The organism is Pseudobacteroides cellulosolvens ATCC 35603 = DSM 2933 (genome assembly GCF_001262605.1).
Lineage (GTDB): Bacteria > Bacillota > Clostridia > Acetivibrionales > DSM-2933 > Pseudobacteroides > Pseudobacteroides cellulosolvens.
Genome location: NZ_LGTC01000001.1, coordinates 4,959,074 through 4,985,920, shown reverse-complemented (window position 1 = coordinate 4,985,920; position 26,847 = coordinate 4,959,074). Strand labels below are relative to the sequence as shown.

The 26,847-nt window shown below is 36.1% G+C and carries 34 protein-coding genes, 1 pseudogene and 1 riboswitch; of the genes and pseudogenes, 27 read left to right on the top strand and 8 right to left on the bottom strand.

The window, feature by feature from the left end:
* Positions 1-3: 3 nt before the first annotated feature.
* The 3 genes from asrB to Bccel_RS20505 are packed head-to-tail and all read right to left on the bottom strand — an operon-like array spanning position 4 to position 2,637.
* Positions 4-795: an anaerobic sulfite reductase subunit AsrB gene (gene asrB, locus Bccel_RS20515; RefSeq protein ID WP_036937374.1), complete on the bottom strand. Its 792-nt coding sequence runs from the start codon at positions 793-795 to the stop codon at positions 4-6.
* Positions 788-1,810 carry an anaerobic sulfite reductase subunit AsrA gene (asrA, locus tag Bccel_RS20510; RefSeq protein ID WP_036937378.1) on the bottom strand — a complete coding sequence of 341 codons (1,023 nt, stop codon included), beginning with the start codon at positions 1,808-1,810 and terminating at the stop codon, positions 788-790. The genes asrB and asrA overlap by 8 nt, the downstream gene beginning before the upstream one ends.
* Before the next feature lie 44 nt (positions 1,811-1,854).
* Complete coding sequence (locus Bccel_RS20505) at positions 1,855-2,637, bottom strand: formate/nitrite transporter family protein (protein WP_036937381.1); 783 nt, start codon at positions 2,635-2,637, stop codon at positions 1,855-1,857.
* 337 nt (positions 2,638-2,974) lie between these two features.
* Between Bccel_RS20505 and Bccel_RS20500 the strand changes: the two genes are divergently transcribed.
* The 6 genes from Bccel_RS20500 (at position 2,975) to Bccel_RS30380 (ending at position 6,058) form a co-directional block, all read left to right on the top strand.
* On the top strand, positions 2,975-3,601 hold the full coding sequence (locus Bccel_RS20500) for a hypothetical protein (RefSeq protein WP_036937383.1): 627 nt from the start codon (positions 2,975-2,977) through the stop codon (positions 3,599-3,601).
* Between the two features lie 4 nt (positions 3,602-3,605).
* Positions 3,606-4,160 (top strand): hemerythrin domain-containing protein, encoded by a 555-nt coding sequence (locus Bccel_RS20495; RefSeq protein WP_036937386.1) that lies wholly within the window; start codon positions 3,606-3,608, stop codon positions 4,158-4,160.
* 353 nt (positions 4,161-4,513) lie between these two features.
* The gene (locus tag Bccel_RS20490; RefSeq protein WP_036937747.1) at positions 4,514-4,990 is read left to right on the top strand and encodes a permease; all 477 of its coding nucleotides are present in this window, start codon (positions 4,514-4,516) and stop codon (positions 4,988-4,990) included.
* The gene (locus Bccel_RS20485; protein WP_201782033.1) at positions 4,990-5,538 is read left to right on the top strand and encodes a permease; all 549 of its coding nucleotides are present in this window, start codon (positions 4,990-4,992) and stop codon (positions 5,536-5,538) included. Before Bccel_RS20490 ends, Bccel_RS20485 begins: the two co-directional genes overlap by 1 nt.
* A 119-nt stretch (positions 5,539-5,657) precedes the next feature.
* Complete coding sequence (locus Bccel_RS20480) at positions 5,658-5,852, top strand: hypothetical protein (RefSeq protein WP_036937392.1); 195 nt, start codon at positions 5,658-5,660, stop codon at positions 5,850-5,852.
* A gap of 50 nt (positions 5,853-5,902) precedes the next feature.
* Positions 5,903-6,058 carry a hypothetical protein gene (locus tag Bccel_RS30380; protein WP_154673428.1) on the top strand — a complete coding sequence of 52 codons (156 nt, stop codon included), beginning with the start codon at positions 5,903-5,905 and terminating at the stop codon, positions 6,056-6,058.
* Between the two features lie 414 nt (positions 6,059-6,472).
* Here the strand turns inward: Bccel_RS30380 and Bccel_RS30375 are convergent, their stop codons facing one another.
* Genes Bccel_RS30375 through Bccel_RS20465 form a run of 4 tightly spaced genes read right to left on the bottom strand, consistent with a single transcriptional unit; the run spans position 6,473 to position 10,531 of the window.
* A complete protein-coding gene (locus Bccel_RS30375; protein ID WP_154673429.1) occupies positions 6,473-6,637 on the bottom strand; it encodes a hypothetical protein in 165 nt (54 codons plus the stop codon).
* The gene (locus tag Bccel_RS20475; protein WP_036937395.1) at positions 6,637-7,905 is read right to left on the bottom strand and encodes a Ger(x)C family spore germination protein; all 1,269 of its coding nucleotides are present in this window, start codon (positions 7,903-7,905) and stop codon (positions 6,637-6,639) included. Before Bccel_RS20475 ends, Bccel_RS30375 begins: the two co-directional genes overlap by 1 nt.
* Complete coding sequence (locus Bccel_RS20470) at positions 7,893-8,999, bottom strand: GerAB/ArcD/ProY family transporter (protein WP_036937397.1); 1,107 nt, start codon at positions 8,997-8,999, stop codon at positions 7,893-7,895. The genes Bccel_RS20475 and Bccel_RS20470 overlap by 13 nt, the downstream gene beginning before the upstream one ends.
* Positions 8,996-10,531, bottom strand: coding sequence for a spore germination protein (locus Bccel_RS20465; protein WP_036937400.1), 1,536 nt, complete (start codon positions 10,529-10,531; stop codon positions 8,996-8,998). The genes Bccel_RS20470 and Bccel_RS20465 overlap by 4 nt, the downstream gene beginning before the upstream one ends.
* Positions 10,532-10,738: 207 nt before the next feature.
* Between Bccel_RS20465 and Bccel_RS30370 the strand changes: the two genes are divergently transcribed.
* The 9 genes from Bccel_RS30370 to Bccel_RS20425 all read left to right on the top strand — a co-directional run bounded on the left by Bccel_RS30370 (position 10,739) and on the right by Bccel_RS20425 (position 17,125).
* Complete coding sequence (locus tag Bccel_RS30370) at positions 10,739-10,915, top strand: hypothetical protein (protein ID WP_154673430.1); 177 nt, start codon at positions 10,739-10,741, stop codon at positions 10,913-10,915.
* A gap of 88 nt (positions 10,916-11,003) precedes the next feature.
* Positions 11,004-11,696 (top strand): manganese catalase family protein, encoded by a 693-nt coding sequence (locus Bccel_RS20460; protein WP_036937405.1) that lies wholly within the window; start codon positions 11,004-11,006, stop codon positions 11,694-11,696.
* 21 nt (positions 11,697-11,717) lie between these two features.
* Positions 11,718-11,903: a type Z 30S ribosomal protein S14 gene (locus Bccel_RS20455; RefSeq protein WP_036937407.1), complete on the top strand. Its 186-nt coding sequence runs from the start codon at positions 11,718-11,720 to the stop codon at positions 11,901-11,903.
* Positions 11,904-12,463: 560 nt separating this feature from the next.
* Entirely contained in the window at positions 12,464-12,832 is a 369-nt protein-coding gene (locus tag Bccel_RS20450; protein WP_050753679.1) for a hypothetical protein, read from the top strand.
* 97 nt (positions 12,833-12,929) lie between these two features.
* Complete coding sequence (locus tag Bccel_RS20445; RefSeq protein ID WP_036937412.1) at positions 12,930-13,391, top strand: HD domain-containing protein; 462 nt, start codon at positions 12,930-12,932, stop codon at positions 13,389-13,391.
* Between the two features lie 350 nt (positions 13,392-13,741).
* Positions 13,742-14,206 carry a hydrogenase maturation protease gene (locus Bccel_RS20440; protein ID WP_050753678.1) on the top strand — a complete coding sequence of 155 codons (465 nt, stop codon included), beginning with the start codon at positions 13,742-13,744 and terminating at the stop codon, positions 14,204-14,206.
* Between the two features lie 75 nt (positions 14,207-14,281).
* A complete protein-coding gene (locus tag Bccel_RS20435; protein WP_036937415.1) occupies positions 14,282-14,770 on the top strand; it encodes a cytochrome b5 domain-containing protein in 489 nt (162 codons plus the stop codon).
* Between the two features lies 1 nt (position 14,771).
* Positions 14,772-15,674 carry a hydrogenase small subunit gene (locus Bccel_RS20430; protein ID WP_036937422.1) on the top strand — a complete coding sequence of 301 codons (903 nt, stop codon included), beginning with the start codon at positions 14,772-14,774 and terminating at the stop codon, positions 15,672-15,674.
* Entirely contained in the window at positions 15,671-17,125 is a 1,455-nt protein-coding gene (locus tag Bccel_RS20425) for a nickel-dependent hydrogenase large subunit (protein WP_036937425.1), read from the top strand. The genes Bccel_RS20430 and Bccel_RS20425 overlap by 4 nt, the downstream gene beginning before the upstream one ends.
* Positions 17,126-17,242: 117 nt before the next feature.
* Here the strand turns inward: Bccel_RS20425 and Bccel_RS20420 are convergent, their stop codons facing one another.
* On the bottom strand, positions 17,243-17,749 hold the full coding sequence (locus Bccel_RS20420; protein ID WP_036937428.1) for a hypothetical protein: 507 nt from the start codon (positions 17,747-17,749) through the stop codon (positions 17,243-17,245).
* Between the two features lie 245 nt (positions 17,750-17,994).
* Here Bccel_RS20420 and Bccel_RS20415 point away from each other — a divergent pair, with 245 nt between their 5' ends.
* From Bccel_RS20415 to Bccel_RS20360, 12 genes and pseudogenes are all read left to right on the top strand, one after another.
* A complete protein-coding gene (locus Bccel_RS20415; RefSeq protein WP_036937753.1) occupies positions 17,995-19,110 on the top strand; it encodes a 4Fe-4S binding protein in 1,116 nt (371 codons plus the stop codon).
* A gap of 111 nt (positions 19,111-19,221) precedes the next feature.
* Positions 19,222-19,315, top strand: a riboswitch (NiCo riboswitch).
* A 137-nt stretch (positions 19,316-19,452) separates the two neighbouring features.
* Positions 19,453-20,064, top strand: coding sequence for a class I SAM-dependent methyltransferase (locus Bccel_RS20410; protein ID WP_081926767.1), 612 nt, complete (start codon positions 19,453-19,455; stop codon positions 20,062-20,064).
* Between the two features lie 96 nt (positions 20,065-20,160).
* Positions 20,161-20,925 (top strand): SAM-dependent methyltransferase, encoded by a 765-nt coding sequence (locus Bccel_RS20405; protein ID WP_036937434.1) that lies wholly within the window; start codon positions 20,161-20,163, stop codon positions 20,923-20,925.
* Positions 20,870-21,645: pseudogene (locus Bccel_RS32855) on the top strand (Ger(x)C family spore germination protein); the annotation flags it as partial. The gene Bccel_RS20405 and the pseudogene Bccel_RS32855, both read left to right, overlap by 56 nt.
* Positions 21,640-21,927 carry a Ger(x)C family spore germination C-terminal domain-containing protein gene (locus Bccel_RS32850; protein WP_476748376.1) on the top strand — a complete coding sequence of 96 codons (288 nt, stop codon included), beginning with the start codon at positions 21,640-21,642 and terminating at the stop codon, positions 21,925-21,927. The pseudogene Bccel_RS32855 and the gene Bccel_RS32850, both read left to right, overlap by 6 nt.
* Positions 21,846-22,268: a GerAB/ArcD/ProY family transporter gene (locus Bccel_RS20390; protein WP_152966061.1), complete on the top strand. Its 423-nt coding sequence runs from the start codon at positions 21,846-21,848 to the stop codon at positions 22,266-22,268. Before Bccel_RS32850 ends, Bccel_RS20390 begins: the two co-directional genes overlap by 82 nt.
* A 96-nt stretch (positions 22,269-22,364) precedes the next feature.
* Positions 22,365-22,619 carry a hypothetical protein gene (locus Bccel_RS20385; protein ID WP_036937448.1) on the top strand — a complete coding sequence of 85 codons (255 nt, stop codon included), beginning with the start codon at positions 22,365-22,367 and terminating at the stop codon, positions 22,617-22,619.
* A gap of 206 nt (positions 22,620-22,825) precedes the next feature.
* Entirely contained in the window at positions 22,826-23,035 is a 210-nt protein-coding gene (gene slmA, locus Bccel_RS20380; protein WP_036937455.1) for a salivaricin M family lantibiotic, read from the top strand.
* Positions 23,036-23,077: 42 nt separating this feature from the next.
* Positions 23,078-23,287, top strand: a complete 210-nt coding sequence (gene slmA / locus Bccel_RS20375; RefSeq protein ID WP_036937457.1) for a salivaricin M family lantibiotic — start codon at positions 23,078-23,080, stop codon at positions 23,285-23,287.
* A gap of 42 nt (positions 23,288-23,329) precedes the next feature.
* The gene (slmA, locus tag Bccel_RS20370; protein WP_036937459.1) at positions 23,330-23,539 is read left to right on the top strand and encodes a salivaricin M family lantibiotic; all 210 of its coding nucleotides are present in this window, start codon (positions 23,330-23,332) and stop codon (positions 23,537-23,539) included.
* Positions 23,540-23,691: 152 nt separating this feature from the next.
* Positions 23,692-25,461 (top strand): type 2 lanthipeptide synthetase LanM, encoded by a 1,770-nt coding sequence (gene lanM / locus Bccel_RS20365; protein WP_050753677.1) that lies wholly within the window; start codon positions 23,692-23,694, stop codon positions 25,459-25,461.
* 23 nt (positions 25,462-25,484) lie between these two features.
* On the top strand, positions 25,485-26,819 hold the full coding sequence (locus Bccel_RS20360; protein WP_050753676.1) for a lanthionine synthetase LanC family protein: 1,335 nt from the start codon (positions 25,485-25,487) through the stop codon (positions 26,817-26,819).
* Positions 26,820-26,847: the final 28 nt, after the last annotated feature.

Genomic DNA, 26,847 nt, shown 5'->3' with positions numbered 1-26,847 from the left:
CTTCTAATCAATCAAGTTTTTTGCCTTGGTGTAGTTAAAAACAGGACCTTCAAGGCATACATAGGTTTCGTCAATTTTGCAATGACCGCACTTCCCTATACCGCAGCTCATTTTTCTTTCAAATGATACCCATATGTTCTCTTCTTTGAAGCCTTTCTTAAGAAGCTCAAGTGTCGTGAATTTCATCATAATTGGTGGACCAACAACAACTGCAACCTTTTTTTCAACCTTTGTCAAATCGAGTTTGTCAATATGTGTTGTAATAAGGCCTGTTTGGCCTTCCCAATTCTCATCCCCTTTATCAACAGTGACTGTAACCTTGGCATTCTTTGACCATCTTGAAAGGTCATCAATAAACAACCTGTCGGCAGGAGTTTTAAAGCCGATAAGGATTTCAATGTTATCCGCTTCACCTTTATTACGAACAAAATAGTCAATTGTCTTTCTCACGGGAGCGAGTCCCGTTCCGCCTGCTATAAACGCGACATCCTTTCCTTTAAATAAATTGATATCAAATCCGTTCCCATATGGACCACGCATAAACAATTTGCTTCCGGGTTTAAAATTAAACAGCTCTTCTGTCAGGCGTCCCACTTTGCGTATTGTCATCTCTAAAGACTCATCATCAAAATTGCAAATAGAGATAGGTGCTTCTCCAACTCCGGGAATTGAAATTTCCATAAATTGTCCGCCTATTAATTCTCCCTTGTAAGCGATTTTAAAGGTATAGTCAATATCTGTTTCTTTTTTTATATTTATAATTTCATATGGAATTGACAGATAAGCGTTATTCACAAACAGTATCCTCCTCAATAATCGTATTTAATTTATTAATGCATTTTGAAAAGGAGATATATTCAGGACATACATCGTCACATCGCCCGCAGCCAACGCACATATGCTCACTAAATCTTTTGTAATAGTCATTTATTTTGTGCATTGTTTTAAACCGCATACGCTCACCGTTTTTTTCACGGAATGTATGACCGCCTGCCATATCACTGAATCCGTCAATATGACATCCTGCCCAGACCCTGCGTCTCTCGCTTATTTCATTGTTATCGCTTAATTTGACATCTTGCATGGTAAAGCATGAACATGTTATACAAGAAGTATTGCAGCACCCGCAACCTATACATCTAGAGGTATATTCCTTCCATATTTCGTGATTAAAAACTTCGTTTGTAACCTTTTCTACAGCAGGAATAGATACATGAACATCATTTGAATTAATAAACTCAGGTTCATAATCAATTACCCTTGAAGCCTTAATAGTGGGCGTTTCCAAAGCAGGATCAACAATTTTCATATATAGGTGGTTGTCTTTAAAATTAATAGCTGCTTCATATTCGTTGTATATATTTGATTTCATTGATACACAAAAGCAAGTTTCAAAGCTATCAGTACATTCAATCATTACAAACTTGACCAAATCCTTGCGACGCTTATAATAGAAATCAGGACTACTGCCATTTTTGAGAAAGATGGTATCTAAACGGCTGATTCCATTCAAATCACAGGGTCTGGCAAAGATTAACGCAGGTTTCTCATCGATAGAAGGAACTTCTGCTGAATCTCCCTTAAAGTAAAATAAGATCTCCCTTATCGGATAAAGAATTTCTTTTGGCGAAAAATATGATTTTTGTTTCAGCTCCATGTCTTCCAGGCATTTAATCTCTGAATAAGCAACTATGTCCGTCTCTGAAAACTTCCCCTTGCCCTTCTTTAGAGCAGGAGCAAAAATTCTGAATTCTTCGGATAATTCACTTAAATATTCATTGAATGATTTTATATCCAGTACAACTCCCATTTTTATCCTCCCTCATATTTATTTAAACACAAATATTAAATGTGTTATTCATTGCTTTTTGCAGATGAAACAAACCAATAAGCTGCCCCTACAAAAAGGGCACCCCCGACAATATTCCCCAGTGTTACTGGTATAAGATTATTGATAAAGCCTAACCAGTTTACACTTTCGTTGGCATGGGGAGAAAAAATCCCCATGGCAAGAAGAGTCATGTTTGCCACGCTATGTTCAAAGCCTGAACCGATAAAACCAAAAAGACACCAAAATACTAGTATCAGTTTTGCAGTTTCTTCTTTTGCTTTCCCTGACATCCAAACGGCAAGACAAACAAGTACATTACACAAAAGACCTCTAAAGAAAAGTTCGAGAAAAGGTGTTGTCATTTTCATTGCAGATGTTTCTACAATAAATGAATTAAATGGTTGTTTTGAGAGAAACCCTGTTCCAGTCATTATTCCTACAAGAAGCAGCGAACCAGTAAGATTGCCCAAAAAACTCATGGTCCAGACTTTTCCTGTATCTAACCAAGTAACCTTCTTTTCGAGACTGCCTATTGTCATAACCATGTTATTCCCTGTAAATAATTCAGATCCTGCAAAAATAACAAGTGTGAGTGCAATTGAAAAAGATACTCCCATTAAAGCTTTTAAAAAAGGAACATTAGCTTCTTTGAGTGGTGCACCAATAGAAAAAATTAGTATTATTCCAAGGCCGACATAGATTCCGGCAAGCATTGAATAAATAAAGTACCTAAAATGAGAGGTTTTAAGAAAGTCAGCCTTGTTTTTAGCTAATCCCGAAAACTTAACGATTGTTTCTTTTTCCAAATAAATCAACCCCTTTTTTGGCAAACTCATATAAAGCATTTATCGTACGAATTTTACATTTGAATAAATTATATATCAAATTATTATATTTTTTCGTATCCAGGGATACCGAATGTAAAAAAAATAACTAATATAATTTAAGTGTAAGAAAAAACAAAAGGAAAGATTAGTAATTTTTCAATACAAATAAATTAAAAGAAATGGAGGATTATAATTATGAAGATTTCAAAAGAAATGACGATTGGTGAGGTAGTGAGAAATTATCCTGAAAGTGTAAAAGTTTTATTTGGTTTTTAAAGCACTAAATGAAGCAGTATGATAAGGAGGCGGATTATATATGAGTGCATTTTTAGGTAAAATACATTATTGGTTGTATAATAAAATACAGCTTCATGAGGCTTTAATCGAGGAAGTAGCTCAATCATCGGCTAACAAAGGTTTTAATGCCAAGGAGCTTTTAGAAAAAAGTTATTTAGAATTTGGATACCCTGTAAAAGGTAATCTTGAAAATGAAATTGAGCATTCAAACATTCATGGATGGCTTCAAGAAAAAATTATTAGAGTTGAACAGCGACTGGCTTATGTTACAACAGAACTATTAAAGTCAGGTATCTTAAGCAAAGAGGATATTGCAGATATATTCAGAAAGAATGCACAGGAAATTATGAATCAGATTGACATTCATGATGCAGCTCCACAGGATATTTTTACTTTTATTTTTGATTATATGCTTGAAGGTATGCCTTGTGATCGAGTCAATGAGATTATTGAAAATAACAGTACAAAAATATCATGGAAAACGACAATGTGCCTTCATGAAGGTTATTGGAATGCAGTTGGCGGAAATATAAATAATTTCTACTTTTTCAGGGATTCATGGATCAATGGATTTTTAGGTGCAAGTGGAATCAATTACAGGTATAATAGAACAGAAGATGCTGTTAATACAATAGAGAGGGTGTGAAAATATGGAAGGAATCAAATTAATGATAGATGAGCATAAATTTATAAAAAGAATGCTTGAAGTTATAAGAAAAGCCTGTATTGGCATAATGAACGGCAAAAATATTGATTATACTGATTTTGACAAGATGATTGATTTTGTTAGAAACTATGCTGATAATCACCATCACGGAAAAGAGGAAAAAATACTTTTTAACAAGATGATTGATGAAATTGGCGGAGCGGCCGAAAAGTTAGTCAGGTTTGGGATGTTGGTTGAGCATGATCTGGGCAGGCTTTTTATGAAAAACCTTGAGGAAGCACTTTTAGCAGTTCGAAATGGTGATGAAGATGCAAAGGTGGATGTCATTGCCAATGCAGTATCCTACACTCACCTACTATACAGACATATTGATAAGGAAGATAATGTTGCATATCCTTTTGCAAAGAGAGAATTATCATCTGAAACACTAAAAAAGATAGACCTAGAATGTGATGATTTTGAAAAGGATATGAAAAGATCAGGTGTACAAGATAAATATATAAGAACACTTGAGTTTCTTGAAAGGAAGTACAAATAAGGTATGGACTTCTTTTGTTAAAGAGTACTGTTAAAATATTAAAAACGGGTGTATTGAAGGAATATACAGAAATCTGTTGAATGTACAGTGCTCTTTTTATTTATTGGTATTTTCCAACATGTACTTGTCTAGAACAGTCATACCTTTCGGGGTTAACTCCCTGTTCTTTGATCTGCAATTGTGGCATAGATATCTGTGCCCATATTGAACTTTACTTAATTTTACCGGATTTTTGGCAAGGAAATCCTATAAAGTAAAGATGGGAGAATGCATGAAATGTGGGATTTGCAAAAATGCATGTCCAGATGCATGCCCTAAAAAAGCAATATTTTATAAATAAGCAGGAGGAAAATATGTTTACATACATTTTGTATATTTTGGCAGCTAGCTTGCTTGCTGTATCTTTTTTTAAGGATAAGAAAAAAACTGGGCAGGCATTGAAAAAAGCGTGGAAGTCTTTTGAAAATATTCTTCCCCAGTTCCTATCTATTCTAATAATCATAGGCATTATGTTGGCCATACTAAGTCCAGATACTATATCAAAGCTTGTAGGACAAGAATCAGGATGGCTTGGATTGATAATTGCCGGTGTTATCGGTTCAATCACTTTGATACCTGGTTTTGTAGCATTTCCTTTGGCTGCTGCACTATTGAAAAGCGGAGCTGGCTTTATGCAGATAACAGTTTTTTTATCAACACTCATGATGGTTGGCATTGTGACTATACCTGTGGAGATTAAATATTTTAGAAGGAAAGCGACATTATTGCGAAATGGTTTGGCATTTGTCTTTTCATTTATCGTTGCTATTGTGATTGGGGTGGTATTATGATGAAAGATATTCTAAAAAGATATGTTTTTTTTATCGTACTTTTGATAGTAAATATTTTGATGCTGGCAGTCATTCCTGCAACAGGTCAGAAAGCCTTTCAGATTACATGGGGCAACACCCTTGAAATGCTTGCAGTAATTCCTCCGGTTTTTGTTCTGCTTGGATTATTGGATGTATGGGTGCAGAGGGAAACAATGATAAGGTTTATGGGTGATAAGTCAGGTTTTATCGGTGTAGCTATTGCATTTCTACTAGGATCGGCAGCTGCCGGTCCACTTTATGCTGCTTTTCCGGTAGCCGGTGTTCTGTTGAAAAAGGGAAGTAAGTTTTCCAATGTACTCATATTTATAGGTGCCTGGTCAACAACAAAGATTCCAATGCTGCTTTTTGAGGCTTCGGCAATGGGGTGGAAATTTATGGGGATAAGGTTCTTGGTTGATATTCCGGGTATTGCTATAATAGCCTATATTACAGAAAAACTTTTGTCAAAGCAAGACAAAGCCTTTATATATGAGATGGCTGATGGCGAAATATATAAAAAGAACTGACATAGAGTTTAAAATTAGAGGACAATGTAGATGCCACTAAAGTTGTTAATACAATAATAAGCATATTGGGGGCGATTTGCGGAGTAATAGCGGCATTTTTCATTATATATGAATTTCGTATGGTAATAGCAACATCACTTGGGCTTCCCAATATGCAGCCTACTATAGGTTCATTAATTATACTGGCTGTTGCAAGTCTAATGATATCTGCGTTCACAGTTGTGATAGCCTGCCTTTATTCAGTAATACGCGTTGGACGTTTGGAAACCTATATTATGATCTCAAGGAACATACAGGAACAAATACAGGTTTAAGCAGTTACTTATCAATCGGGACTTATACAATAAAGAACAATATATTAACTATGATAACACATGATGGAAGGTACAAGTATGTATTTCAAGTAGATGGGGATATACTTCTTTTTAAGGAAAATGAGTCATCAGCAGTAAATTTGACGGATGATAGATTTGGGATTAATATAACAGACAAAGCGGAATTCAAATTGAAAGAAAATTAATTTCAATTTTGATTGCCTCAGATAATGGTCCAAGTATTTATTTGTAAAGTCCGCGGAGAGTTATTACAAAGAACTGATGAGAGCAAAAACATCAGATGGATTTCCTTAGAGGAACTTAGTTCATATGTTAAAAAGAATGAGAGCTGTTTTTATCCTATGCATATTTTTACGCTGATAAAGTACTTAAAGTCAAAAAAACGTTAATAAATAACTATGGAAGAATAATCTATGAAGATATTAGCGTTTAATGGGAGCATTTATATTTTAATACAATGCAAAGTCCTTGCATATGGAGAAACCCACTTTCAGCATGACATGAGCGTTTATGACTTAATGAAGCGGAATTGGAGTTGGCTTACTTGTTGCAGTCGGAATAATAGGGCCAATAATGGTGCTTTTTATCAAGTGAGCCAATCACCTGATCTTCAGCCAGATTGGTATGGCGGTAAGGCTTAAAGCCAGTATTGATATAAATACGCATGCCAGCATATTCCGCTCTTTCCGCCATACCGTAACTGCATATATAAAGGTATAGTAGGTAAGATATACAGGCGCAATCATAACAAGCCAGTCAAACATTACTTATCATCTCCTGTTCGAATTGCTTCAGACGGACTTCCCTGTTTTCCTAATCGTCTGATTTTTGCTTCAAATCTTACAGATACCTGAGCCTGAGGGTATTTCCCCATCCAGTTATACCTCTCATACTCATCCCAGGTACTTAATTTTTTCCTCACCGCAGTAGACCACATGAAGGGATCACCTCCAAACTCTTCCTGCGTCTTTTCTACCAGTTTTTCGGCCTTCTCACTTATAGCCTTGGAAACATAGCTTTCCAGGAGCTGCTGATTTTCAAAGTTTTTAATGTAGTCAATACCGCTGGGTACTGCAAGTATATCAAATAAAACAGATACTTTAATATCAAGTTTGGGATAATCTCCTTGAGTAACGATTTTTACTTTTGTATCCTCCTCTTTAATAATTCTGACAGAAATTCTGTAATCTTTGTTTAATGGATCTTGGTAGGTAGATAATAACGAAGGTATTTGAAAATTTGGACGAAGAAGTTGGCTTAATCTGGTTTCTTCACCATTTAGTGTACCTATCATTTTCCCGTCTTTAAAAACAGCAGAACCAATCATTTGAATAGGGTTACCGCCGGACTTATTAATCTCGCTTGCCAGGTACTCGTCTTCATTGGCGGCTTCATTCGCGTTAAATTTTTGTGTAGTGCCATAAATATTTAAAAATAAACCAGCTTTCCCTTCTGTTCGCTCCAGCAAGGTATGCATAGTGGAGAGTGGCACTAAAGCGGTATCTTTCCACCGTTCTGACATAAACTCATAAAACTTGTGCGGCCGCGTCTCCAGCTTGGGATCATTTCCGCGTATAAACTCTGATGCCTTTTCTTTACTAACAACCAAAAACATATCACGCCGTATTTCCCTATCTCTTAAAGCAGCTTCTATATTAGAAAGAAACAAACCACTTCTTGCAAGCTCCTCACTGACAACCAGAGTTTTAGTGTGGGTAAAGGTAATCTGTCTGGTTACCGAGGCACCAAGCAGATCTCTTGCAGATAAAATATCAGGGACCTTAAGTGTTATAATCTCAGCAGGAGGTTCTTTCTGACTGCTTCCTACAACATTGCTGAAGCCTCCGCCTTGAGGGTTGGATATAAGGTATGTGATTTCTATTTTATCACTTCCCAACTTATCAAGACCGATAACAGAAACAAATGCCGATTGCTCCACTTCAATGCTATCCCAACATCCAGTAACTATAAACATCAGTGAAATTGATAGAAGAAATCCTTTTACTACTTTTAAAAAATCTATACTTTGCATTTAGATTTATCACCTCTTATCTTTGATAGCAGCCATAGTACGAAAGGAAGTAAAATGAAGATTAACCATGTACTTTTGAGTAAAATACTCTGGCGGTAAATTAATGTTGTTTGCATTATATTCCCTGGTATCATACCCAATAGTAAAACCAGTGCAGTAAATGGCAATAGCAATGGCTCAAACTCTTTCAGCCTCAATGTGTAAGCAAAAATAGCTGCTGTTAGATAAAGATAAATTGCATATCTTATTACTGAAGCTATGACCCAAAAGGCAAAATAGAATGCCTCGACGTTAATAAAGAATCTTCCCAGATGGATTAATGTAAGTGTCTGGTGAAAAGGAAACATGACATGGTTGACTGATGGATAGTCAAAAGTTGCAACATATATTGCATAAGAGCCTGCCATTTCTATTACACTTACGACTAGTCCAAATATAACAGGTATCTTGAAGTCCTTATAGGTTCTTACATGAGGAAACAGTGCAGCAAGCAAAATAATATCTCCGACGATTGCGTTATGTTTTACCGAAGTTTTTGTTAGTTCTATAAGTCCCGGTCCCCAAACAGGTGATAGAAAAGACAGATTGGCCTTCTTTAGGGCTAAAAATACGAAGATTGACAGAATCAGGGTGAGTAAAGGAAAGATTAACCATGCAGTACGGCCAATAACCTCCAGTCCACGTGATGCAATAAACCATGCTGTCCCCATTAATAGAATATATATAACCAATCTAGGCGTTCTGGGTAAAAACAATGTCTGAATAATGTCGACATAATCTCTGCTGTTAACAGTTGTCGCTAAAAGCATGATCAGAAATAAAACCATACTGATAATGAAACCTACATATTTCCCTGTTACAGTATATATTATATCAATCAGCCCTTTGTTCTTATATTTCTTCAGTAAAACTGAAAGAACAAGAAATGGAGGGATTATTACAGCACCAGCAAGGACAGGGATCATCCAGGTAGCTGTTTTGCCTTTATCAAATAGAAAGGTAGGTGTCATATCTGATAATTCAACTGCTATCATATACATAACCAACACGAATATTTCTCTGGAACCGATCTTGCCGTCAGTTTTATTTATCATTGGTTTGACCTCTCCTTTGGGTTTTTTGCCCTTACTTTATCCTGGGGATCTGTAAAGAACGGTCGAAGCCATTGTTTCCAAACTGGCGGGCGTAAAAAAGTATCTTTTGATGATGGATAATAGGGGGCTTTTGGTGCAAAAAAGGGTACATTAAAGGATTTTATTGACACCATGTATGCCAGACTACCAGCAAAGAATAAAGCTAGTCCATAAAAACCCATAAATGCGCCAATTAGCATATACGCAAATCTTCCGATACGTATCATATAGTTAGTACTATTTTCAGGAATGGCATAAGAAGCTAGTCCGGTAATGGCTACTACAATGACCAGAATAGGACTGATAATACCCGCTTGTACAGCTGCCTGGCCAAGTATCAGAGCACCAACAATACTTATGGTAGAACCCAGGGGCGATGGTACTCGTGCACCCGCTTCTCTTATGAGCTCAAAGGATATCTCCATTATAAGCACTTCAAGAAAGACCGGAAACGGGACAAGCTCTCTTGTTGCGGCAATGGACAACAGAAGGTCTGTAGGGACCATTGCAACATGGAAAACAGACAAGGCAATATATGCACCTGGTGTAAAAAGCGCAATCATATAGGAAATTAAGCGTATTATACGTATAAAATTAGCATAAGGCCACCTCTGGTATTGATCTTCAGCAGAATGAAAAAAAGACCATATAGTAACGGGCAGCACCAAACATCCGGGGCTATGATCAATCAACACAACATATCCTTCATTCAAAAAGGAGGCAGCCCTGTCAGGCCTCTCTGTATTAAGAACTGTAGGTACCAGTGAATATGGTCTTTCTTCTATATGCTGCTCTAATTGACTTATACCAATCATTCCGTCAACCTTGATTTCTCTAACTCTCTTTTTTACCTTTTCGACTAGCTCCGGGTCTGCTATATCTTTTATATACATGACTGATATTTCATAGGACGACTTTTCGCCGAGCTTGATCCTTTCAGCCACCAGTTTTTCATTTTGTACAAACTTTCTTATTAATGACCGATTCATTTCCAGAGATTCAACAAATGCTTCCTTTGGACCTTTTATTACGTTCTCAATTTTTGTTTGTTCAACACTTCTTGATTCAAACCCTGATGTACCAATAGAGATGGCTTCTGCATATCCATCAACGAATAGTATGGTATTACCCAGTATTATGTTGTTTGTGATATCTGAAAGGGTGGTTATCTTTTTTAAAACAGCAGCATGAAGTACCTTGCTCATGATATCTGCCAGTTGACCTTCTTTAATCTCGATTTGAACATTTTCAAGAAGGGGAGCGATAATGTGCTGCTCTATTTGTGCTTTGTCTGCAGCTCCTTGTATATAAATTAAGGTGCTGTTTTTGTTCAGAGGTTTTATATAAATTTCACGCATTATAAAATCCATATTTGTCGGATATTCAAAGATCTCCTTAACCTTCTCAAGGTTAATCTCCAAGCAACTTGAAATAGGAACTTCTTTATACTGATTATTGTTATTTTTCTTTTTTCTATTGAAAAAGCTTTTCATATTATCTCACCGTCTTTAATGTTATATTGATGTTTGGTTATGTTTGGATATATTGGATTATTAACAGAAAATGAATATGTTAAACATGCGGCGTTGGAAGTAAAGATCACTCAATAAAGGTGAGGATACCAATTCGCGTTTAATTTACATTATTGTAAATTATTTGATGTAGTATAAATTTATGAATTAATACTAAAGGTGATACATATGGCTAAAAAACAAAATGCCCTAATAAAGCTTTTATCGTATATGATCTATAAGGAAAAAAACAAGTTAAAGAATTCTATATTCCTGAAGCCGACGAAATTGGAAAGCAACAGGATAAAAGTAAAGGTACTAAAGAGAATACCACCCCTTCACAAGGGCAAAAAAGTAAAGGGATGAAAAAGCCCGTTCCGAAGCTAAAAGAATAGAAAATTAATAATTGTAAATAACTAAACTGATAAGAATATACCTTGGAGGAGATAATTTTATGTTTAAACACGATAAACAGTTATTGCATGAAGTTAGAGTCGATGCGTCAAATCCTAATTATGCGGCAATGTTGCAGGAACAACTAGGTGGGCCGCAAGGAGAGCTTAAGGCGGCACTGCAATACCTGTCACAAAGTTTCAGAATAAAAGACCCAGCAATAAAAGACCTGTTTTTGGATATCGCTTCAGAAGAATTAAGCCATATGGAGATGGTTGCAACTACAGTCAATATGTTGAATGGTCATAAATTAGATGCACACAATGCTACAGTTGGCAATATCGAAGCCCACGTATTAAGCGGACTTACACCGATGTTGACGAATGCATCAGGCCAGCTTTGGACGGCAGCATATGTAAACGAAACTGGTGATTTGGCTGCGGACATACTTTCCAATATAGCAGCGGAGCAAAGAGCTAAGGTGGTTTATGAATATCTTCACAGGCAAATTAATGATAAAGGTGTAAGGGAAACGATAGATTTCCTTTTAAACCGTGAAGAAGCACATAATACAATGTTCAGGGAAGCATTCAATAAAATCCAGGATACAGGTTCGTTAAAAGATTGGGGTGTTACAAAAGATTCAAAACTTTATTTTAATCTTTCTACTCCAGGTGGGCAATATTTTAATGCGGATAATCCACAGCCTGCAAGCTTTAGTAATCCAAACCCGCAGAACCCTTCACAACACTAGCATAGAGACGGGGGATGAAAATTGGCAAAAAAGGCAATGGTTTTAAAGCAGCTTGGAACACCAAAATATAAAGTGAGAAAATATAACAGATGCAAGCTATGCGGTAGACCACATGCGTATATGAGGAAATTTGGAATTTGTAGATTGTGCTTTCGAGATTTAGCATATAAAGGGCAAATACCCGGAGTTAAAAAGGCTAGTTGGTAAAGAAGCTATATTCATGGATGTATATGAGAACTTTCATATATACCCTTTTTAATACTACATGTGGTTTATGAAAGATGATTAACTGGAAAAAACCTATGGAGTTGTCAGTAAATATGAGACTATAAACCGACATATTCCAAACATGTAAAATAGTTACTTTTCAAGTTTGTCTTTGGGCTTACCCATAAAACAAAGTAAAGTGCTATAGCCTGCAAAAACCTAATCGGTACACAAGAATGTCAGATGACATTACTCGGGATTTGAAATTAAACCCCATGAAATGTAGTTTTCAGAATTTTTTGTGTAACTTTGGGTAACCGTAATTTTGGATGCACTCCCATATACAATTTGCACCCCCCTAGGGTGCAACAAATGAGGAAAAATTAAATTGTATCAATGACGCTCATTTAAAATATTGTTGAGAAACTGTGGAAAGTATAGGAATGGCATTAATTGAAGTTTGATTGAGAATTACCGTATCATTTGAGCATTTCTAAACTTAGGGGTGATTTGATGAATCAAAATCCGGTTGGGGTTATTGAATAACGGCTAGTTTGATTATGTTTTTGGTTCTGTCATTATTAACAGGATGTAGTTTCAATAATGATACAATCAACTTAAAGTACGGGACTTATGTGTTGGAACATACAGGAACAAATACAGGAGTAGTTCCTTCAGTTACAATCTCTGATGAGAATATTTCGTTTTCATTTGATGCTTTAAGCAGTTACTTATCAATCGGGACTTATACAATAAAGAACGATATATTAACTATGATAACACATGATGGAAGGTACAAGTATGTATTTCAAGTAGATGGGGATAAACTTCTTTTTAAGGGAAACGAGTCATCAGCGGTAAATTTGACGGATGATAGATTTGGGATTAATATAACAGACAAAGCGGAATTCAAATTGAAAGAAAATTAATTTCAATTTTGGAAGTTAAGTTTATTGACACTATTCATAAGATGCGGACAAGTTTTAATTGCGAAGAAAGGTAATATTTGGTGAGATGAAACAATTTATGAACAGAATTGAGATTTTAAGAAAAAATATAGATGAAATCCTTTTGAATATGTCAGATGTTGAAGAACGAAGATGTGCTTATTTGCATTTATATGGTGTAGCCCAATTTTGTTCGTTAATTTCGTTAAAGCGTGGAGAAAATGCTGAACTTGCAGTAATGGCGGGTATGCTTCATGATATATATTCATATGCTAAAATGGATACAAAAGACCATGCACATAAAGGTGCAATCCTGGCAAAAGAAATTTTGTCATCATTAAGGTTAACAAATGATGATGAAACTAAAATAATCTGTGATGCCATTTATACCCATAGTGAAAAAGAAATCGTGCATTCTGATTTTAATGAAATCTTAAAGGATGCGGATGTTCTTCAACACTGTCTATATAATCCAATGCTTGAAATCAAGGAACATGAAAAAGACAGGTATGAAAAACTTAAACTTGAATTTGGTATTTAATAGTATTATAAAAACTTATACAATATTTATATTCAGGCACTGAAATTTTAACAGTACAAAGGGAGTAATTTGAGAATGGAACTATTTACGATACCTGGCGTAGGGGGAATAATTGAAAAGAGTGTAGATGGTGTTGACTATATTTTAATACAATGCAAAGTCCTTGATTTCAAGGGCTTTTGTTGTTTTTAGGGGCAGAAAGCAACTTTTTTCTTTGAATCTGTATTAATTATGGAACATTTTTTGAATATTATAGCTATTCTTAAAGGTTTTCAAATTTTCGCACCAGTATCTGCATATATATCTAGTGGTGCAATTATTCAGGAACAATTCGATGGGGTGTTTATGGCATGATAAAAGCTATTGGTATTGGGAACAGGATTATGATGGATGATGGTATTGCCATAGCAGTTCTGGAAAATATAAAAAACATTCTGGAATCAATGGGAATTGAAGTCATTATAGGAGAAACCGATTTTCAGTTTTGCTTTCACCAGCTAAAGGAAGATGATTTTGTAATTATTCTAGATGCTGCACACTTAGGCACAGTAGCTGGAAGCATTCATTTATGCAAGCTGGAGGAAGCGATTACTGCATATGGAGAAACCAACTCTCAGCATGACATGAGCGTTTATGACTTAATGAGATTATACTCAAAGCCAATAAAAGGCCATATTATTGGGATTGAAATAGCAGAAGCTGAATTTGGATGTGAGATAAGTGGAACCCTGAAGAGGAAATTCGATGGTATTTGTCTTGAGGTTGAGAAAATTATTTGTGAAATGGTTAGAAGCTATCCAGCCTTTATTGAGTGAATAATTATGTAAATCACCAAAGATGCTCCTTCGGAATATACTTAATATAGTAGATTTATTGCCGGAGGGGAAAAAATGAGAGTACAAGATTTTTCAGGCAAAAACCTTGACCGTATTATGGCGGAAATTAATTATGATATAAACTTATTATATGTAATACCATGTGTATATACAAGAAATCTGATATTGAATCATTTAAGAGACAGAATATCTATGGTTGAATCTGTTACTGCAGCTATGAGCCAGACTGTGCAGCAGCAACTGCCGCCACTTCAACCGGGGGTTAGTTCTATAGCTGGTCAGCCTGCACCACAGCAACCAACGACGCCGGGAAACCAAACAACATTTACACTGCAAGAACTATCCAAATTTGATGGAAAAGGCGGTAATCCTGCATATGTAGCGGTAAATGGTACTGTTTATGATGTTACAAATAATGCTGCCTGGGCAGCTGCAACACACTTTGGCTTGACAGCAGGCAAGGACCTGACCAATGAATTTGCATCCTGTCATGCAGGTCAGCCTATACTGAGTAAATTAAAAGTAGTGGGAAAGTTGGTGTGAAATGAGCAATGGAAGCCTTACCTGCCCTGAATATAAAGCAAGGCTCAATACAGCCGCGAGTCTTGTTGAAACTGTTAAGACACAAGTCAGACAAGGTGTTTTAAAGAAAAGGAATCTTGTGTGGCTTGAATTGACAGGTTGTTCAGGAAATATCATATCACTTCTGGATGGATCGAATCCTGATTTCAAGTACTTGATTTCCCAGATGACTCATTTTATCTATAATAACAGTCTTTCAGCCAGCGAAGGGCAGAATGCTATGGAGCAGCTGTTTAGTGTTCTGGGAAGTGACTATATCCTTGCAGTTGAAGGAGCTATTGCGACTAAAAACAATGGCCTCTACAACATCATCGGCCGTCTGAACGGAAAGCTGGTAACTGCACTTGAAGCGGTGAAAACGCTTGGTGAGAAGGCTGCATTTGTTATTGCCATAGGTGCGTGTGCAACTCATGGAGGCGTTTCTGCAGCAAGACCGAATCCTGCTGAATGTGTCAGTGTGCAGAGTGTATTAAACAGAAAGGTAATAAAGCTGCCTGGGTGCCCATGTCATCCTGATTGGTTTATGGGCACATTGGCTCATATCCTACTTTACGGGGAACTTGAACTTGACAGAAGGGATAGACCTCTTTTGTTTTACAGCACCTTAATTCATGATAGATGTCCCCGTAGATCATATTTTGATAAAGGAATCTTTGCAGAAAAGTTAGGAGATAAAACCTGTATGTTCAAATTGGGCTGCCGCGGGCCGGTAACGCGTATAGACTGCCCAATCAGGCAGTGGAATCAATATGTGAACTGGCCTATTGAGGATGATACCCCTTGCATTGGTTGTGCACAATTCGGATTCCCTGACGCAATGGAACCTTTTATCAGCTACAATACCACAAGAGAGGTTAGAAGATGACAAAGAAGATTATTATTAATCCTGTTACCAGGATAAGCGGATTCATGGAAATTCAAGCGGATATTGAAAATAACCAGATAGTAGATGCTAAAACAGAAGGACTTCTGTTTCGTGGGTTTGAAAAAATGCTCCAAGGCAGAAGCCCCTTTGATGCTGTGTATTTTACGCAGCGTATTTGCGGGATTTGTTCAACAGCCCATTCCATGGCATCTACCCTTGCCTTGGAGGATGCAATGGGGGTTGTTCCGACTGAACAGGGTAGATATTTAAGAGACATCCTCCATGGATGTGAATTTCTTCAAAACCATATCCGCCATTTTTATCAGTACACTATTCCCGACTTTGTAAAACTGCCCGAAGATTATCCTTTGTTTAAATTAGAGCATAGTGATTTCAGATTGCCAAAAGAAAAGAATGACAGATTGGTCAAGGATTACTTTGATTCACTTGACTTGAGTCGGAGTGCACACGAGATGCTTGCTGTACTTGGTGGAAAAGTTCCGCATAACCATGGTGTGTTTATTGGTGGTATTTCCACACAGGCAACGACCGACAAAATCATCAAAATAAAATCCATCCTCCATTCCATCCGTGAATTTATTCATGATAGAATGCTCCCGGATGTTTATACAATTTCTGAATATTATAAGGACTATTTCGCTATTGGCAGGGGATATGGGAATCTTTTAAGCTTTGGTTGCTTTGACAACTATAAGACTCTAGGCACTCTTTATGTGAATCCGCTTGTTTATACAGATGGTAGAATAAGCACCTTCAACCCGGATTATATTACTGAAAAAATCGATTATGCCTGGTATAAGGATAGACAAAGCAGCGGTAAACCCTTTGAATCTGACCTGGGACGCATGGCGAGCAGTGAAGCACAGTGTAACGACCAGCCGGAAGCTGATATGAATAAGCCCCAGGCATATTCTTGGGTAAAGGCTCCGCGGTATAATAATCTGCCTTTTGAGACAGGTCCACTGGCAAGGCAATGGCTCTCCGGTGAATACAGAAATGGTATATCGACCATGGATAGAACCATCGCCAGGGTTCTGGAAGCTAGAAAGATAACATTAATTATAAGTACTCTACTTGAGAATCTTATTCCCGGCATATCTGTACAAAAGGAATATTCCATTCCAGAAACAGCTGAAGGAAAAGGTTTGATTGATACCACAAGGGGCACTCTGGGACACTGGCTCAAAATCAACAATCAGGTTATTTCGTTTTACCAGATTATTACTCCATCTGCTTGGAATCTTTCAACCCGAAGCAGTAACGGTTTGAAGGGAACTGCGGAACAGGCACTTATCGGTACAGCTGTGAGAGATATCAATAATCCTGTAGAATTAGGCAGAACCATACGGTCTTTTGATCCTTGTGTTTCTTGTGCAACACATATTTACACTGGGGGAAAGCACATTAATACCATACAGGTTATTCCTTGAACAGCACTTTTCTTGATATTGTACATATAGATACATTTTTACTCAACAAACCCGGAGTATAACCGGTTTGAGAACTGGGGCATCCGTAAGTATTATAATTAATGCGTTATAATAAGGTTAGAATGAATTATTCCACTGACACATGACAATAATCTCATAAGGCACAGTTTGGGCAGGAATACTCATTGTTGATGCTCCAAAAACTACAATTAAATTCCTGTTTGCAACATTAGCTGTAAACTGTTGCCCATTTTCTTGTATTATTTGAGTAAGGGGACCAATTAAAAGCTTTAACGTACCATCACTACTTACTAGTTGGGTGTTAAAAAAATCTACCTTTATGTTCTGATTTTGTGTAACCCTTGCCATTACAATTGCACGATATTGAGGGGGATATATTAGTGGGACTGGGGCATTGAGATCATAAAATCCGATTACCAGATCTCCAACTGATATCATTACATGGTGTATAAAGTAGGTGGTTGGCGTTATTACGAAGTTAACTGTATTTCCATCTCTGTTTTGGACTGTCATTAATTTATAACATACTGATGGTGATTCACTTCCTGTCCAGAAATCGCTGATCATGGTAACTATGCCGAAAAAAGAACCAAAACTTGCCATTTTTCTTCCTCTGCCTCATATAAATACTCTACAATATTATATGAAACATTAGTATATTATGTTAATATATTTGGTGTACTGGATTTAGCCTGATTCATATAAGAAAGATATATGCGTTATTCATTGGAGTAACAAAATATAAATGGTGCTAGAAAATTTTCTGTTTTTCATAGTTTTGTCACAATTGAATAATAGAATGAAAAGTGAACTTAGATAAATGTTTTGGAAGGTGGTTGAAATTTGTGATGGGTAAGAAAAGTTCCGGTGTTATTCGATGGGCAGTTTTAGGGATTATTCTTGGTGGGTCTATGTTGATTCACTACCTTCATTTAGTTGGTGGGGTAAGGTACCCTTCGGTACATTCCATTTGCCCTTATGGAGGGATTGAAAATCTTTGGGCATGGTTGGCTGGTAGGGCAAACATACAGAAAATATTCTCAGGAACCATGGTACTGTTCTTCCTCACAATAGTTTTTGCCCTTATTTTCAGGCGCAGCTTCTGCGGAAATATCTGTCCTTTTGGTGCATTGCAGGAGCTGTTGGGCTTAATCTCACCGAAAAAAGTCAAAATCCCGGAAGTAGTAGACAAGCATCTTCGAAAAGTGAAGTACATCATACTTATCCTGTCAGTGTTTATGGCATGGATCACTCTGTCCTTGTGGCTTTCACCCTTTGACCCTTGGGCTGCCTTTGCTCACATATATAAAGGGGAAGAGATGATTGAAGAATACCTTATAGGGACTATTGTCCTTGTAGCGACTGTTATTGCTTCATTATTTATTAGCAGAGCATTTTGCAAATACTTGTGCCCTGCAGGGGCACTTTATGCTGTGATAGGAAAACTTAGTCCATATAAAGTCACCCGTGATCCGAAAAAATGTATAAAATGTGGAGTATGCACTCAAAAATGTCCTATGGATATTGAGGTTCATAGCTGTGAAAGAGTAACAACAGCTGAATGCATTTCCTGCAATAGATGTGTAGAGGTCTGCCCGGGGGCGGGTTCAATGATTTATACAAAATTGGCCCGATTCAATTTCAAACCCTTGGCTTCTGTAATAGTAAGTGTGACAGTTTTTTTTGGAAGTATTTTTCTTCTGGATGCAGCGGGTCTTTATACGGTGTCACTTCCTACAGAGGCAGAAATTGTAGAAAAGGCAGAATACCTTGGAATCAGCGACTTGAGGGGGTCGATGACAATAGAACAGGGAGCTTTCTATACTGGAAAAGAGCTTGGAGATTTTTATAAAATAATGGAGATACCAACCAATGTACCAAAGGATACGCTGCTGAAATACGTCAATCAATATGTACCGGGGTATGATTTCCATCTGATGAAAGCAAAAAAAGGTTCTGATTGAAAACAGTACTGTGTGTGACTTTGTTTTAATTAAAGGTTAATTAAATTACACAAAAACTATTGACAAATCAGCCTGTTCTAACGTACACTATATTAAAGTCAATTAAGTAAATATTTACAAATAGAGCAGGCGATGCACTCTTTGAGTGTGTGGGGCTGGGCTGGCAAGCGAGCTGGCAGCAGGAAAAAATACCTGTGGGACTATAATTCAGTAAAAATTATGGTGCCATAGGTATTTTTTGTTGGGCATAAGAGAGGTGATAATCAAGAAAGCTACTCATATGGGCATTCAAGAGCTTTAAATCTTATTTTGATATATTATTGAAAGGATAGGGAGCATTCTATGATGAGAAACTCTACCAATATTATTAAATACAAAAGACTTGCACCCATATATGATGTGCTGTTTAGCAAATTGCTTGGCAGTGCAAGAAAAAAAGCGTTTAATTTACTTCAGTTTACTGATGGCAGCAAGGTTCTATTAATGGGAGTTGGAACAGGAGAAGATTTTAAGTATATTCCTGACCGTTGTACGTGTGTCGGGATAGACATCTCTCAGCCTATGCTGGATAAAGCAAGAAAAAAGACTGAGAACAAAAGTGTTGTACTATATAATATGAATGCAGAAGAATTGGAATTTCCGGATGGTTCATTTGATTATGTAGTACTCAACCTTATACTTAGCGTGGCTGAGAATCCACAAAAGGTTATCAATGAAGCTATTCGAGTTTTGAAGGGTGATGGGCAAATTTTAGTTTTTGACAAGTTCGCAAATAAAAGCAAAAAGATTTCCCGTATCAGATTGGGAGTCAATAAAGTTACTTCTTTTATAGGTACAGACATTAATAGATGTTTTGAAGATAATATTTGTGACGTTCCTTTAGAGATTATCAAAGACGAATCGTCTTTCTTTAGAGGAACTTATAGGAATATATTGTTGGTGAAGAAGAGTTAAAAGATAGATAATTATGGCAATAGATGTTTTTACCACTCCTTAAAATGGGGGATGTAAAGATATATAGCAAGTCTGAAGTAGAAAGGGGAAAACAAAATGTCAAATGTAGAAGAAAAGCTTGCAAAGTCATTGACTGCAGAAACCACAGAACTGATTCCGTACCTGCCTTATCTATTACAGGATTTATGGGAATTGGGCTCATCTCCAAATGTTATTGTTGATCTGATCTTAAAGCATATAAAGGTATCATGGGAAACGAGGGTACTTGATTTGGCTTGTGGAAAAGGAGCTGTAAGTGTTCAAGTAGCAAAGGCAGTAGGTTGTAGGGTTAAGGGTGTAGATATCATTCCTGAGTTCATTGATTTTGCTGACAAAAAGGCTCAAGAATATGGTGTTGAAAACTTGTGTGAGTTTAAGGTGGGAGACATAAACGAGGCGGTAAAAATAGAAAAGTACTATGATATTGTTATACTTGGTGCTGTCGGAGATGTGCTAGGAAATCAGGAAGAAACAATACTAAAGTTAAAAAGTACGGTGAAAAACGGTGGGTACATATTTATAGATGATGCTTATGGAAATGACGATTCAGATGGGAGATATCCTACAAGAGAAAAGTGGCTTACGTGCTTTCAAAATGCGGGAGTAAGGCTTCTTGATGAAAGGTTAAACGATGAAGATGAAATAATAAGTATTAACCATGAGCAGCAATCGCTTATTGAAAAGAGAGCCAATGAACTGAAAGAAAAGCATCCAGATAAGACATATCTGTTTGAAAGCTATATAAGGAGCCAGCAGGCTGAATGTGATGAACTTGAGAATGAAATATCAGGGGTTACGATGCTTTTGCAGGGTAATCATTAACTCGCACCTGTTATACCATTTAACAGAAGCGGGATTAATGATGTATTTGTTAAGGCACCATGGTGGAAGCTTTCCAAAAGACCGACCTTTGCCAGATCAAAGGATAGAATTCGGCAGGCAGCCAATCAAAGGCCAAAGCCACCCACCAAAAAATAACCACGTTGAATATGAGGACCATACTATGAAAAAACTCAGAATTATTCTTGCAATATTTGTTTTTTTGAATATTTTGCCTTTAATCGGCTGCTGGGACATGAGGGAAATCAATGAAATCGGTCTTGTTACAGCTGTTGCGGTTGACAAAGGAACCGGAAACAACAAGTATTCTGTGACTGTTCAGATAGCCAATCCGACTAGTGAGAATACCAGTGGGAGTGAAAGTAAAGCAAAGAGCACGGTTTGGATAGGTTCAAAAGAAGGAGCATCTCTGTTTGATGCGACAAGGGAACTGGTAAAAATATCGTCGAGAAGGATTATGTGGGTCACAATGATGTTGTGATTATTGGAGAAGCACTGGCCAAGGAGGGTATTATACCTGTGGTTGACTATTTTATGCATAATCCCGAGCTTAGAATGAAGGCGGCTGTCGTTATTGCAAAAGGTGATGCTAAGGACTACATTATTTCAAAGATAGGGATGGAAAATCCATCGGGAGTATCTTTTGTTTTACTCGAGGGATACAGACAAATTACAGTTGAAACAGTTCAATCCCGTATGCTTGAGATAAGTTCGGCACTTAAAAGTGAGTATGGAAACCCTATGATATCCGAAGTTAAAATTAAAAAGGATTCCATGCTCTCTGAAAGCGACAAGCAAACTGATGAAAAATATAATGAAACCATTGCACTGGAAGGTACTGCTGTATTTAAGAAGGATAAAATGGTTGGATCACTGACACCCGAGGAAAGTAGAGGCATAGCATGGATTTTAAACCAAACACAAAATACAGTATCCTTTATACACTGCTTTGTGCCTATGGTGTTTTTCTTGGAGTGGAAGTAGTCGTAAGGTTCTCGCTGGTCGGTTTTATAATGTTGGTGATGATAACTCTTACCATGGTTACCAGTACTATAGAAGATTTGAAGACGATTAATTTATTCCCGCTTATGGATAGAGGATTTCTTGCGAATACAGTAGGGAGTATGTATTTGTTTGGAGATATATCAATGGCTGTGCTTGCTGTGGGAGTTATATATCCCATGCTGAACAAAAAGAAGAAGGTACTTGGTATTTCCTTCTGGTCAATGTTGGTTGGGGCATGCCTTGTTGTAATTTGGCCGCTTTACGAGACGATGGTCTTAGGGCCTGATTTAATGAAACAGTATGTGGTGGTTTGTATGTAGCAAATCAGATGTGCCCAGCTTACAAAATACCTTCCCAGGTACGAACTTATCATGGTGAGCTTCTTCACATTTACAGTGTTTGTACAGTCGGTGGTAATGTTTCATTGTGCAAAGCACAGTATTAAGCAGCTTACAGGTATTAAAAAGGATTGGATAATGATACTGACGCTTACCGTGGTATTAATTCCTGTAACCTATTTCATGGCAAAGGACCATAATGATTATATTAATTTTTTATCCTTCCCATATGCTCAAATCAGTGCAGTACTTGGAATAGGTCTTCCAATTATTCTGTACATAACAGCTTTGTTAAGGGGAAGGCTTAAAAGTAAGAAAAAGCAGAAGGCATAGTAGTCTCTATTTAGGTATTTAGAGCTGCAATATTTTCACCTCTTTTGCGTTAATTCTAAAATACAGTGCACATACTACTGATTTCATAGTAGATTTATAAATTTATGCTGAAATATTTCACGTTTAAGGCTAATTTCTTTTTTAAGTTTATTCCTTTGATATAATTTCGTTGTAAACAAAAATTTTAGATAAAGGGGTAATTAAAAATGAGTAAAGAAAAAATGAGAAATCCATTAGCTGAAGAAAAAGTAACAGGCCCAATTAACGGGGTAGTAGAAGAAATCAAAGGCCAGGACTTGGATGAAAAAGCAGGAGCAGGAATATCTACAGCAATAAGGATGACTGTTGCTGGTAGGTGCGGAAGAATGGTAACAGTTTCATATGAATGCACATCACCTCATGTATCATGTGGTTAATGGAAAGTGAAGAAAAAATATTTTATAGAAGGGGGAAACAAAATGAGTAAAGAGAAAATGAGAAATCAATTAACTGAAGAAAAAGTAACAGGTCCAATTAGTGGAGTAGTAGAAGAAATCAAAGGCCAAGACTTAGATGAAAAAGCAGGAGCAGGATTGACATCAGCAATCCAGATGACTTTAGCCGGCAAGTGCGGAAGAATGCTGACAGTATCATATGAATGTTCATCACCTCATGTATCTTGCGGTTAATGGTAAGGTGAAGTGAAAAATAAATTTAAAGGGTAATGAAAAATGAAAAAAGAAAAATTGAGAAATCAATTAACTGATGAAAGAGTACCGGGTCCAATAAATGGGGTAATAGAAGAAATCATAGATCAAGATTTGGATGAAAAAGCAGGAGCAGGATTAACATCAGCAATCCAACTGACTTTAGACGATAGGTGCTATATAAGATATATAACAATATCTTACGATTGTACAAATAATCCTTATCTTTGCTAATTCCGGCAATCATATGAGTATACATAAAATAATTAATCTTGAGGCTATATGAACAATAATTATAAATTACAAGGCTGGACTATTTGTTTTAAAATAATCTAGCCTTGTAATTTAGGGTTGATAAAAGGAATAACTAGGTGGAGGAAAGTACCATGAATAACAGTTTACAGTATAATCAGGAATGTAAGAAAATAATTGAAGAGGATAAAATTATTAACTACTGGAGAAGTCTATTTCCTGAAAAAAAGAGACAATACAAAATCGAAGATCTTTTGGGGAAAATATCCGGAAAAACATTAGATTATTTCTTGCAAAATTATAATAAGGAAGAAGAAATTTTAGATGAAATAGATAAGACGTTTTCTGATTTAAATGAAAGCTGTTACACGAAAATACTGGACGAAATATTGTTGAAACAGACTAAAAAAAATATGTGGTCATTTTTCTTTAAACCGGTATTGCTTTTATACATGGATAGATTGATGAAACTGGCCCAATCAAGCGATATTTTAGAAGATGGGGACTTATTTTTAGAAAATATGATAGATAATATACTAGATAAATTAACAGCATTAAGTTATCGAACTATTATTGTAGAGACAAATATCGCTAAATTAGATAAACGATTAAAGGGTGAAACAAGTTTAGAACGTGGAAAGTATTACACACATAATCTTTTAAGGGATATGGATTATCTCAAAGAAGTTTACTTTGTATATCCGGAATTATATAAAGTTTTAAAAAGAACGATTTTGTATAATGTTTGTTATTTTGAGGAGATTATATCAAATATAAAGTCCAATTTGAATGAATTGGAAAAGACATTTAAGGATGGTAAATCATTAGGTAAGATACAAAGCATTATGCTGGGGAACGGAGATACGCATAACAATGGAAAAACAGTAGCAACCATTAAGTTTAGCCGGAAAGTTCTTATGTATAAGCCCAGGAGCTTTTCTATGGAAAAAGCATATGATTCGTTCATAAAATGGGTTAATAATAGAATACCTGGATTTAGTCCCTTGAATACTTGTAAAACATATGGCATCAAAGCTGCAGGGTGGATGGAATTCATTGAACATAGTGAATGTAAAGCCATGGAAGAGGTAAATGAATTTTACCTTAAGATGGGAGAACTGCTATGTTTGTTTTATACTTTAAATTCAAAGGACTGTCATTGTGAAAATATAATTGCTAATGGGAAATATCCCATATTAATTGATCTTGAGACAGTACTTCATACGGATGAATGCCATAAGAACGAGGAAATTGATTCTGTAGAGGCCTATATAGACAATTATATTCAAAACTCTGTTAATAGTGTGTTAATATTACCTGCATTGTTACAGAACTTTAATACAAATGAGGTAATGGAAATAGGAGCTATCGGATCGGGAAAAGCAAAGAAGTCTCCCTTTAAAACTCAAAAAATAACAAACTTTGATAGTGATAATATTTCAGTAGAAAATGTATATAAGGAAATATCGGATGCTGGAAATTATCCTCTTTATGATGGCAAAAAGGTTGGAGGAAATGGATATATCGGATATGTAAGGCAAGGTTTTGTAAGTACGTACAAATGGATTTTGGAAAACAAAGATGAGTATATAGATAAAATAAAAGAATTATTCAATAATGTGGAATGCAGAGTGATATATAAAGCAACAAATGACTATAACCAGTTGATATCAACAAGTTACCATCCTGATTTATTGCATAACGGAATGGATCGGATAGTCTACTTCCATAGAATAGGTATCTTGATTAAAGATATTGATAATTTTGATGAGCAGAAATTATACCAGACAGAAATCGAAGCTATGCTTAATGGAGATGTTCCTTCATTTATAATTAATGCAGATAGCCACAAAGCAATAAATCATAAAAATGAAGTTGTTTATGATAAATACAAAAAAGTATAATTGAAACATTAGAAGAAAAAATTATGAAGCTAAATGCCATTGATCTAGAAAGGCAGGTAGCACTTATTTATTTGAGTTATATAGGGTGTAAAATGGAAACGGATTTACCGGATAAAACAGAAACTCAATTTTCAGACGGTGATGATTGCGGAGTAAATTATGATTATTTAAAAGAAGCCCGTAATATTGGTGAAAAAATCATTGAAAGGGGCTTTTCGGTTGTAGTAAATAATAAAAAAGAAAATAGTTGGATCTGTTACACAGGTTTTGGAGATGATTATTATTCCGTTAACCCGGTAGGGTGGGATTTATATAAAGGCAATTGTGGAATGGCTGTATTTTTTATGTATTTAGGAAAGACATTAAAAAAAGAATCTTATATCCAATATGCAAAAGACACTCTAAATTCAGTAGACAGGATGATAAATATTAATAATGTGAAAGACATTGAAGCAATGGGATTTGGCGTGTTTACAGGAATATATTCTTATGTCTATACCTTGTATAAGTTTATTCAATATGGTCTATATAATGAAGCTGAAATCAAAGAAGTATGGGAACGTATTTATAAAATATTTGAGTTTACAAATGAGAATATAGGCAAGCAGGACAGGATAGATGTTCTTTCCGGAATTAGCGGTATTATGGGGGTTTTAACTACCATATATAAAACCCTGGATATAAAGTATCAGGAAGTTGTGAAAGAGGTATTAAGTAAAATTGTAGACAAGTTAAAGAAGGAAGTAATTTACATATCATCTGAAGAGATTTCATGGACAGATAACGGAGATATTGGATATGCTCATGGAAATGCAGGAATTATGTGTCATTTAGCTGGATGTTATGAAATTTTATCAGATCCGGACATTTTAGAAATGATTTATAAGTCACTTAATTATGAAAGAAATACACGGTTTAATAAAAACGATAATATGTGGATGATCAGAGAGAAGGCTCATTACTACTCATGGTGCAATGGAATAGCCGGATTACTGCTATCTAAAATAATGCTATATCAGTCAAATGCGAAAGATGAAAAACTAATAGGAGAGATAAAACTGCTTATTGAGCAATTAAAGAAATATGGCTTTGGCAATGATTTTAGCATTTGTCATGGTGATATCGGAAGCATAAGCATTTTAAGATACGCTGCAGAATTTATGAATGATACTCAATTGATGAAACAATGCACATATACACTTAATAAATTTATACAGAATTATCTTGTTGAGCAGGCTCAAAGCCTTTATACCCTTGAAGATTGGGGGATAATGGCGGGTAAGGCTGGGATAGGATTAGGATTGCTGGATGAGTTTAATCATAATAATTTTATTGCAGAATTACTAAGTTTCAAATAATACCCTAGGACATTTAGAATATGAACAT

Excerpts from the sequence above, each read along its gene's own strand:
- asrA (WP_036937378.1), bottom strand. The coding sequence starts at position 1,810 with ATGGGAGTTGTACTGGATATAAAATCATTCAATGAATATTTAAGTGAA.
- Bccel_RS20500 (WP_036937383.1), top strand. The coding sequence starts at position 2,975 with ATGAGTGCATTTTTAGGTAAAATACATTATTGGTTGTATAATAAAATA.
- Bccel_RS20495 (WP_036937386.1), top strand. The coding sequence starts at position 3,606 with ATGGAAGGAATCAAATTAATGATAGATGAGCATAAATTTATAAAAAGA.
- Bccel_RS20490 (WP_036937747.1), top strand. The coding sequence starts at position 4,514 with ATGTTTACATACATTTTGTATATTTTGGCAGCTAGCTTGCTTGCTGTA.
- Bccel_RS20485 (WP_201782033.1), top strand. The coding sequence starts at position 4,990 with ATGAAAGATATTCTAAAAAGATATGTTTTTTTTATCGTACTTTTGATA.
- Bccel_RS20480 (WP_036937392.1), top strand. The coding sequence starts at position 5,658 with ATGGTAATAGCAACATCACTTGGGCTTCCCAATATGCAGCCTACTATA.
- Bccel_RS30380 (WP_154673428.1), top strand. The coding sequence starts at position 5,903 with ATGATAACACATGATGGAAGGTACAAGTATGTATTTCAAGTAGATGGG.
- Bccel_RS30375 (WP_154673429.1), bottom strand. The coding sequence starts at position 6,637 with ATGTTTGACTGGCTTGTTATGATTGCGCCTGTATATCTTACCTACTAT.
- Bccel_RS20475 (WP_036937395.1), bottom strand. The coding sequence starts at position 7,905 with ATGCAAAGTATAGATTTTTTAAAAGTAGTAAAAGGATTTCTTCTATCA.
- Bccel_RS20470 (WP_036937397.1), bottom strand. The coding sequence starts at position 8,999 with ATGATAAATAAAACTGACGGCAAGATCGGTTCCAGAGAAATATTCGTG.
- Bccel_RS20465 (WP_036937400.1), bottom strand. The coding sequence starts at position 10,531 with ATGAAAAGCTTTTTCAATAGAAAAAAGAAAAATAACAATAATCAGTAT.
- Bccel_RS30370 (WP_154673430.1), top strand. The coding sequence starts at position 10,739 with ATGGCTAAAAAACAAAATGCCCTAATAAAGCTTTTATCGTATATGATC.
- Bccel_RS20460 (WP_036937405.1), top strand. The coding sequence starts at position 11,004 with ATGTTTAAACACGATAAACAGTTATTGCATGAAGTTAGAGTCGATGCG.
- Bccel_RS20450 (WP_050753679.1), top strand. The coding sequence starts at position 12,464 with ATGTTTTTGGTTCTGTCATTATTAACAGGATGTAGTTTCAATAATGAT.
- Bccel_RS20445 (WP_036937412.1), top strand. The coding sequence starts at position 12,930 with ATGAACAGAATTGAGATTTTAAGAAAAAATATAGATGAAATCCTTTTG.
- Bccel_RS20440 (WP_050753678.1), top strand. The coding sequence starts at position 13,742 with ATGATAAAAGCTATTGGTATTGGGAACAGGATTATGATGGATGATGGT.
- Bccel_RS20435 (WP_036937415.1), top strand. The coding sequence starts at position 14,282 with ATGAGAGTACAAGATTTTTCAGGCAAAAACCTTGACCGTATTATGGCG.
- Bccel_RS20430 (WP_036937422.1), top strand. The coding sequence starts at position 14,772 with ATGAGCAATGGAAGCCTTACCTGCCCTGAATATAAAGCAAGGCTCAAT.
- Bccel_RS20425 (WP_036937425.1), top strand. The coding sequence starts at position 15,671 with ATGACAAAGAAGATTATTATTAATCCTGTTACCAGGATAAGCGGATTC.
- Bccel_RS20420 (WP_036937428.1), bottom strand. The coding sequence starts at position 17,749 with ATGGCAAGTTTTGGTTCTTTTTTCGGCATAGTTACCATGATCAGCGAT.
- Bccel_RS20415 (WP_036937753.1), top strand. The coding sequence starts at position 17,995 with ATGGGTAAGAAAAGTTCCGGTGTTATTCGATGGGCAGTTTTAGGGATT.
- Bccel_RS20410 (WP_081926767.1), top strand. The coding sequence starts at position 19,453 with ATGATGAGAAACTCTACCAATATTATTAAATACAAAAGACTTGCACCC.
- Bccel_RS20405 (WP_036937434.1), top strand. The coding sequence starts at position 20,161 with ATGTCAAATGTAGAAGAAAAGCTTGCAAAGTCATTGACTGCAGAAACC.
- Bccel_RS32850 (WP_476748376.1), top strand. The coding sequence starts at position 21,640 with ATGCTTGAGATAAGTTCGGCACTTAAAAGTGAGTATGGAAACCCTATG.
- Bccel_RS20390 (WP_152966061.1), top strand. The coding sequence starts at position 21,846 with ATGGATTTTAAACCAAACACAAAATACAGTATCCTTTATACACTGCTT.
- Bccel_RS20385 (WP_036937448.1), top strand. The coding sequence starts at position 22,365 with ATGTTTCATTGTGCAAAGCACAGTATTAAGCAGCTTACAGGTATTAAA.
- slmA (WP_036937455.1), top strand. The coding sequence starts at position 22,826 with ATGAGTAAAGAAAAAATGAGAAATCCATTAGCTGAAGAAAAAGTAACA.
- slmA (WP_036937457.1), top strand. The coding sequence starts at position 23,078 with ATGAGTAAAGAGAAAATGAGAAATCAATTAACTGAAGAAAAAGTAACA.
- slmA (WP_036937459.1), top strand. The coding sequence starts at position 23,330 with ATGAAAAAAGAAAAATTGAGAAATCAATTAACTGATGAAAGAGTACCG.
- lanM (WP_050753677.1), top strand. The coding sequence starts at position 23,692 with ATGAATAACAGTTTACAGTATAATCAGGAATGTAAGAAAATAATTGAA.
- Bccel_RS20360 (WP_050753676.1), top strand. The coding sequence starts at position 25,485 with ATGAAGCTAAATGCCATTGATCTAGAAAGGCAGGTAGCACTTATTTAT.